Annotated in this window: 1 protein-coding gene; it reads left to right on the forward strand. The window is 72.2% G+C overall.

Going from position 1 to position 248, the window contains the following annotated elements:
• Positions 1–248, forward strand: a 248-nt coding sequence (locus tag B1205_RS31985) for an acyltransferase domain-containing protein (protein ID WP_254910095.1), incomplete at both ends; no start/stop codon positions are given.

Here is a 248-nt window from a genome sequence, read left to right on the forward strand (position 1 = left end):
CCACGTCGTGGTCTCCGGCCCGCCGGAAACCCTGGTCGAGCTGCGCGAGCGGTGGGACGCGGAGGGCGTACGGGCCAAGCCGGTGCCGTTCAACTACGCCTCGCACAACCCGGCCGTGGAGCAGATCCGGGAGCGGATGCTCACCGACCTGGCGGGCCTGACGCCCCGCTCGGGCCAGGTGCGCATGATCTCGACGGTGACGGGGCAGTGGGCCGAGCCGGAGGGCATGGACGGCGGCTACTGGTACA

Origin of the sequence: Micromonospora sp. NBS 11-29, from assembly GCF_002140155.1 — a bacterium.
GTDB lineage: Bacteria > Actinomycetota > Actinomycetes > Mycobacteriales > Micromonosporaceae > Micromonospora.